Origin of the sequence: Terrisporobacter petrolearius (genome assembly GCF_020748185.1) — a bacterium.
Lineage (GTDB): Bacteria > Bacillota > Clostridia > Peptostreptococcales > Peptostreptococcaceae > Terrisporobacter > Terrisporobacter petrolearius.
Window position 1 is genome coordinate 1 of sequence record NZ_JAHZMO010000075.1, and the last position, 7,920, is coordinate 7,920.

Consider the following 7,920-nt stretch of genomic DNA (forward strand, 5'->3'; position numbering starts at 1 on the left):
TATTTCTTTTTCCTTCGCTAAGCTTTTGTTTTCTTTTTCCCATAATAAAACAGCCTCCTATAATAATTAAATATTATCATAGAAAGCTGTTGAATTTTGTTATTTACAGAGTTTTTTTCACACACTCCACTAGTATCATAAAGAAAGTCACATGCTTATTAGATAAGCTCTGTGACTTTTTTATTAGTTTTAGCTTGCGCTTTGTTTAGCAAAGTTGACTCTAAGTTTTTCAATACGATTATCGTCAACTTCAACTACTTTTAGCTCATAATTTTCTATATCCAAAATAATAATTTCTTCATTACTAGGAATTTTATTTATAGTTGAAATAATATAACCATTTATTGTATCGCAATCTTCACACTTAATATGTGTGCCAAAAATATTATTAAAATCTAAGAGAGACATGTTACCTTTGATTTCAAAACTACCATTGCCAAGACTTTTAACTTTACCATTATCTATGTCATACTCATCTTCAATGTCACCAACTATTTCTTCTATAATATCTTCCATTGTGACTATGCCAGAAAAACCACCATACTCATCAATTAAAATAGCCATGTGGTTCTTGCTTTGTTTTAACAATAGAAACAATTCATCAATTTTCTTCGTTTCTGGTACAAAGGAAGGTGAGTGTAATAAACTTTTTAAATTAAGATTATCAAAATTACTATCAACTAAATGTGATATTAAATCTTTAATATAAAGTATTCCAATTATATTATCTACAGAATCTTTATATACAGGTATTCGTGAATATTTACAATTAAGAATAGTGCTAAGCTTTATATTAATATGGTCATCTATATCAATTAAAACTGTATCTGTTCTAGAAGTCATAATTTCCTTAGATATTTTGTCTGAAAAATCAAAAACCTTATCTATTATTTCCTTTTCCATAATATTAATTGTTCCATTTTTTTGTGATTGTGTGATTAATAATTTTATTTCTTCTGTGCTAATATTGTTTTCGTCTTCTACATTATCATTATGTGTTAGCTTTAATATAGCTTTAGTAGATAACGACAATATTTTTATGAAAGGTTTGGAAATTTTAGATACAAAGTAAATAGGTTTTACTGAGGCTAAGGCGATTTTTTCGCATTTTTGTAATGCAATTCTTTTAGGTACTAGCTCACCAAATACTAGTGTTAAAAATGAAAGTATTATTGTTATTAATATCATGGAAAGTTCTTTGATATATAAAATGTTATATGGTGCCAGTAAATTAAATAATCTAACTGATAGTGTAGTTGCAGCAGATGCACTTGAGAAAAATCCAGCTAAAGTAATTCCTATTTGTATAGTAGATAAAAAATTACTCGGATCATCTAACAATTTCCTTAAAAGAATGGCTTTTTTATTATTCTCTTCACAAAGAGAATTAATTTTGTGTTTGTTGACTGATACAAAGGCCATTTCCGCAGCAGCGAAAAATCCATTAATCAGTGTAAGAATTAGTATTAAAAATAGTTGAGGAATAATACTCCTCGAGAGGTCGTCAAGACTACTCATTATCAAACTCCTCCTAAAGTTTTTATTAATATATTATATAAATAATTATAGATATAATATATTAAATTTGTGTTAATTTATGAATATTTTTTAATAAATTTTTTATATTATTGAAAATACATTAAATTAAGGAAAATGAGGATAATTTATACTAAGAGAAAATATGAGAGGAGAATATAAATGTATCCTGTTTACAAAAATATAGATACTAGGAAAAATTGTGAAGTTGTTAAAGTTAACTTTCCATCACAACACCAAAATTGTCACCCTGGTATGGAATATCTTATGAACCCAAGGCCCATATCTGACAATGCAAATTATAATGGAAGTGACAAACTAAAAGAAAGGGTTGCTATTATTACTGGAGGAGACAGCGGAATAGGAAGAGCAGTTGCATATGCATTTGCAAAAGAAGGAGCAAATATAATTATTGCCTATCTTAATGAAGACGAAGATGCAAAAGAAACTTGTGAACATATAAAAAGTTTAGGCAGAAGGTGTATTGCAGTAAGAGGAGATTTACAAAAAGAAGAAAACTGCAAATTAGTAATAAAAAAGCTATAGAAGAATTTGACAAAATAGACATATTAGTAAACAATCATGCAGTTCAATATATTCAACGAAGTATTTTAGATATAGATGAAAAGCAATTAGAAAAAACATTTAGAACAAACATATTTTCATTTTTCTACTTAGTAAAGGCAGCACTTCCTCATATGAAGTCGAATTCTTCCATAATTAATACTACATCAGTAACAGCTTTTAAAGGAGAAGAATTATTAATAGACTATAGTGCAACAAAAGGAGCTATACTAGCCTTTACAAGATCTTTGTCCCAGTCTTTAGTAAAAGATAAAATAAGAGTAAATGCAGTAGCGCCAGGTCCAATATGGACGCCACTAATAGTAAGCAGTTTCTATGCAAAAGAAGTTGAGACTTTTGGAAGTCTTAGAAGTAAAGTACCGATGGATAGGGCTGGGCAACCTTATGAAGTTGCAAATGCATATGTATTCTTGGCTAGTGATGATTCAAGTTATATGACAGGTCAAGTATTACATGTTAATGGAGGAAATGTAATTGGATAAATTTTAGAATAGTTGCCATGTTGCAACTATTTTTTTACAAATAACAGCCTTAACTGAATAAGTATATATTCTAACTGAATTTGTGTAAACTTTATGATATTATAAAGAGCGAATGACGAATTTAGGAAGAAATAACAGGTTTAGAACAAAATCAAAAAATATGGCTAAAAACTAAAGAAGCAGAAGCAGATGTTGCCCAAGAAGAAGGTGGAACAGAAACTCTAGTCTTACAAATGAGAACAGATTCATTACTAGAATCTACAAAAGAAATATGTTATTTTTTAGTTTATAATTATATGAGATAGTATATTTTATACGAAAACTTAAGTTTTTGTTAGAAATCTTGTAAAAGTTGAAAAAAATATACAAATATGGTAACATTAGTATAAAGGTATAAGTTGTTAAGTCGAAGATAGACTAAACTTTTAAAATATATGAAAAAAATAGATACTGTGAAGTATATCTTGTATATGGGCACCTAAGATATATGGAGTTAGTGGTGCAACCGGCTATATTTTCAATTAATAAATTTTTATTAATTGTTGAGTATAGCTTTTTTTATTAGAAATTATATTATTGCAGTGTTTATGGAAATCTATATAACTATTTTTGAATTTGTACAAAATAAAATAACTAAATAGATACAATGAAGTATATCTTATATGTGGGCACCTAGGGTATATGGAATTAGTGGTGCAACCGGCTATATTTTCAATTAATAAAACTTTATTAATTGTTAAATATAGCTTTTTTATTAATGGTTGTGTTTTTTCTTATAAAACAGGTGACATTCAATCAGATGATATAGATCATGTTCGTTGGTTTTTAGCTATAAATAATGAAAAAGCATATGTGGACGATAGAATATATATAACTAGATTTTAAATAAAGAAGCATCTTTATTTAACTCAAAAAGACTTGCTTAATAAGCAAGTCTTTTTGTTTTATACTTAATTTTTATATTATCTCAAATTATTAATTAATAATAAAAATGCACTTCCTGCTTTTAGGTACTCTTCGCCCTCTACTCTACCTACTTTAACATTTTTATTATCATATATATACCCATTATCATCAACTCTTCCAACAGGGAAGTAGTTAGTTGGATGACTATGGATTATATTACTATCATCTATTCTTCCTACTGGACATTGGTGATACAAATGATTGTGAATTACACCATCAGAATCTAATCTTGCAACACCTAAAGAATTATAAGGAAAATTTACTATAGTACTTGCCATATACTTTACACCAACCTTCTTTATTTATAGTTAGAAAAATATTTGTTGAAATATTATCTTAATTCAATAATTAGACATAAAAATATATAAACCTTCATAAATTATATATGTATACAACATACTTTGAGATTTGTAGAAATTTTTTGAAAAATTAATACTTGCAAAAAATAATAACAAGTGACCATATTAATTAAAATTTTAAAAATAATAATGAATATAAGGATAAAAAGGGTATAAGATTATAGGTAAGAGTAAAAGAGAGGAGAAAACTTATGGATGAAATATACAAAGAAGTAGAAAATAAATTTAAAGAAATAGAAAAAATTTTGAAAAGTGAACTTATAGGCCAAGACATATATATAAAAAATTTAATAAGCTATATAAAAGATAAAACAGTAAAAAATGAAAAAGGAGTTATTCTTCTAGTTGGAGAAAAAGACACGGGCAAGAAAACAAGTGTTAGGCTTTTGATTGAAGAAATGTACAAAGAACAACTAATAGAAAGTGATAATATAAATGAAATAAATCTAGATACATATAACTTTAAGTTAGGATATAATGCATTTTTAAGTGATTTACATGAAAAATTAAAATCTAAATCCAAATGTATAATGTTTAAAAATATACAAGACGCAATGGCAGAAATAGTGAATGTTATTTCTGAGCTTTGTTTAAATTCTTGTTTTAATTTAAATGATGATTATATTATAAAAAATAATGTATTTGTAAAAGCAGATGAAAAAGACCAAGAAGAGATAAATGATATTTTGGAATCAGAAAAAATTCATAAAGAAAAAATAAATCAACTAATATGTAATAATAAGTTTATAGTGTTTACTAGTGATGATAAAAATATTGATTTAGAAAAAGTATTTGGCAATAATCTAATAGATAAAATGCTTTATACAAAAGATTTAGATGAAAAAGAAAGAAATATTGTAGTAAAAAGAAGGGTAATTGAAACAATAAATAAGATAAAGGAAGAATTATCTTTGGACATAATGATAGATCTAAATAAAGACGAGTCTAATAAAGAATACTTTGGTATTTGTAAATATTTACAAGAAAGTTATAAAAAAGATAGTGATTTTGGTATATCAGAGTATGTTATCTACAAACTTAATAATCCTCTTAGAAATCTAGTTATTAAAGAAAATATAAAATTAAATAGTAGATTATTTGTTTATGTGGAAAATGATGAAATATATTGTAAGGTAGATTCTCAATCTTATAAATTAAGTGACTACACAACCCCAACTTTAGAAGAAGCTAAATACAAATTAAACTCTATTATAGGTATAAAGGAACTAAAAGAATTTATTTATAATGTTCAAAACAATTATAAAGTACAAAATATAAGAGAGCGATTGGGACTTACTACTTCTAAAATATCAATGAATATGATATTTGCAGGAAATGCAGGTACAGGAAAGACCAATGCAGCAAGAACTACTTTTGAATACTTAAATGCTCTAGGGTTACTTTCTCGTGGAGTATTTAGAGAAGTAAGTAAAGCAGATTTTGTTAGCGAAAATACAAATGAAACTGCAAAGAAAACTATGGAAGTTATAAACTCTGCCATTGGAGGAGTTTTATTTATAGATGAAGCTTACTCTCTTTGTGAAAGCGAAGAAGATAAAGTTGGTAAAGAAATTGTAGATGCTCTTCTTAAAGGAATAGAGGATAATAGAGATGATTTAGTAGTAATTCTTGCTGGATACGAAAATGATATGGAAAAATTCCTAAGTATGAATCCAGGATTAAAATCTAGATTTCCAAATAAAATCCATTTTGAAGATTATACTCCTTATGAAATGTATGCCATAGCAGTTAATATAGCAAAAAGTAAAGGATATAAAATAGCAGATAATGTGGAAGATGACTTAATAGACTTATTTGCAAAAAACCAAATTAGTGGAAAAAATGATTTAGGTAATGCAAGATTTGTAAGAAACATAGTTGAAAATGCCATAATGGACGCATCTAGGAAGTATTTACAAGACAAACAAAAAAAAATAGATTTGTTAGAAAGACATAACTTTAACTTCAAGGTTAAAGCTAAATTTAATTTGGAAGAAAAGCTAAAAAATATAATTGGTTTAGAAGAAGTTAAAAACTTACTAAGAAGTCAGTACAAGCTTATTGTGGCACAGGAAAAAAGAAAATCCGTAGGGGTAGAAACAGAAATTGAACAAAATCTAAACATGGTTTTTGCAGGAAATCCTGGAACAGGAAAAACTTCCATAGCAAGACTTGTAGCAGAAATGTTAAATAGCATGGGCTTACTTAAAATAGGTCAACTTGTGGAAACTGATAGATCAAACTTTGTTTCAGAAATTCCTGGTGAAACATCTAAAAAAACTGAAGCAACTTTTAAAGAAGCTATTGGTGGTATATTGTTTATAGATGAAGCTTATACTCTAGCTTACGACCCTCTTGGAAGAGAAGCCATAGAAACGTTACTTAAGTTAATAGAGGATTATTCAAAGGATGTAATAGTAATACTTGCAGGATATGAAAAAGAAATGGAAGATTTCTTTGATGTGAATATAGGTCTTCGTTCTAGATTCCCTCTATGGACTAACTTTGAAGATTATAAGCCAGATGAACTTTCTGAAATGGCAATAAAACTCTTAGAGTCTAAAGGATTTAAATTATCAAAAAATGGTTATACGTCACTTAAAAAGAGTTTTGTTGATATATATGAAAACTCTGATATGCAATCTGGAAATGGAAGATTAGTGAGAAACTATGTGGAAAATTTAATTAGAGCTCAGAGTATTAGAATCTCTGAAAGTGATATAAGTGTATACGAAATGAACCTAATAACTACGAAAGACATTGATAATATAAATGAATTTACATCTGCAAATGATTTTAATTTAGAATCTAAGTTGAAAAAAATTGCAGCAAATGAAAAAGCTAAAAACTTTTTAAGAAATCAATATAAAATTATAAAAACAAAAGAAAAAAGAGAAAAGCTAGGAGTTAAAAGTCAGTTAAGTAAGTATAGCAATATGGTATTTACAGGAAATAACGGTACAGGTAAAAAATCAACATTAAAAATATTATCAAGTATGTATTACAGTGTGGGAATTTTAAAATCAAAGCACATTGTAGAAATGGATGAAATAGAAATTACTGCTCTTTTGGATGGAGGAGTACAAATTGAGGATATACTAAATGGTTATTTAGGCAAAATGGTATTAATTGATAAAGTACATCTATTTAATAATAAGTACAATAAAAAAGAGCTAATATCGTCTTTAATCAAGTTTATTGATAAAAATAATAATAAAATAATTATTGTTTTATGTGGGCAAAAAGATGGTATGAAGGAATTTGTATTAAGTCAATCTGCACTTAGTTGCAGATTCCCAATATGGTTAGATTTTGAAGACTACAATGAAAATGAATTATTTGAAATTGCAACAAATCTTATAACTTATAGAGGGTATGAAATAAATAAAGATGGAGAAGAAGAATTGAAAAAATCCATAATGGATCTTTCAAGCTTATCTAATCTTAGTGTTAAAAATGCACTTATGATTACTAAATTTTTAGATAAAGTTGTAAGAATACAAAGTATAAGGGTTTATAACGATAAAATAATACCAAGAGATATAAATACTATTACCCCTTTAGATATAAGAAAAAGTAAAGAAGAATTTATAAAAGAAAATACAGTTGAAGAATCTGCTTTTAATATAAAATCAAAAGAAGAGAATTTAGTGCAAGATAATTTAATAAGTTATAATGAATGTAGTTTGCCTTATGGTAGAAGCATAAATATTATAGATGAATTACTTAAATTGAAAAATTTATTAGATTTGAACTTAATTACTAAAGAAGAATTTAATATTTTAAAAAAAAATTTATTAAGAGATTAATTATAAGTAAATAAATTATAAAGGGACTATATAGAAAAATATTCTAATGTAGTCCCTTTTGAGAATGTCTATAGATTTGTGTAATAATTTTGTTTTGTAATTTATATTACTGGAAATTCAAAATTCCAGTAATATTTTTTTATTTCTAAGAAATACTAATACTAGCATTCTTTTCACAATTAT

The 7,920-nt window shown here is 26.4% G+C and carries 4 protein-coding genes, 1 pseudogene and 2 riboswitches; of the genes and pseudogenes, 3 read left to right on the forward strand and 2 right to left on the reverse strand.

All coding sequences use genetic code 11. From position 1 onward, the window contains the following. Window positions 1-189: 189 nt before the first annotated feature. Entirely contained in the window at window positions 190-1,518 is a 1,329-nt protein-coding gene (locus tag K0040_RS19255; RefSeq protein WP_228110335.1) for a hemolysin family protein, read from the reverse strand. Between the two features lie 285 nt (window positions 1,519-1,803). On the opposite strand from K0040_RS19255, the pseudogene K0040_RS21185 reads away from it, so the two are divergent. Together K0040_RS21185 and K0040_RS19265 are read left to right on the forward strand one after the other, a co-directional pair. Further along, window positions 1,804-2,603 (forward strand): annotated as a pseudogene (locus tag K0040_RS21185) (SDR family oxidoreductase). A 436-nt stretch (window positions 2,604-3,039) separates the two neighbouring features. After that, a riboswitch (cyclic di-GMP riboswitch) is annotated at window positions 3,040-3,123 on the forward strand. A gap of 110 nt (window positions 3,124-3,233) precedes the next feature. Then, a riboswitch (cyclic di-GMP riboswitch) is annotated at window positions 3,234-3,317 on the forward strand. After that, a complete protein-coding gene (locus K0040_RS19265; RefSeq protein WP_228110336.1) occupies window positions 3,285-3,488 on the forward strand; it encodes a hypothetical protein in 204 nt (67 codons plus the stop codon). Its footprint overlaps the riboswitch before it by 33 nt. A 77-nt stretch (window positions 3,489-3,565) precedes the next feature. Here the strand turns inward: K0040_RS19265 and K0040_RS19270 are convergent, their stop codons facing one another. Further along, window positions 3,566-3,847 carry a hypothetical protein gene (locus K0040_RS19270; protein WP_228110337.1) on the reverse strand — a complete coding sequence of 94 codons (282 nt, stop codon included), beginning with the start codon at window positions 3,845-3,847 and terminating at the stop codon, window positions 3,566-3,568. 272 nt (window positions 3,848-4,119) lie between these two features. On the opposite strand from K0040_RS19270, the gene K0040_RS19275 reads away from it, so the two are divergent. Then, window positions 4,120-7,737, forward strand: coding sequence for an AAA family ATPase (locus K0040_RS19275; protein WP_228110338.1), 3,618 nt, complete (start codon window positions 4,120-4,122; stop codon window positions 7,735-7,737). Window positions 7,738-7,920: the final 183 nt, after the last annotated feature.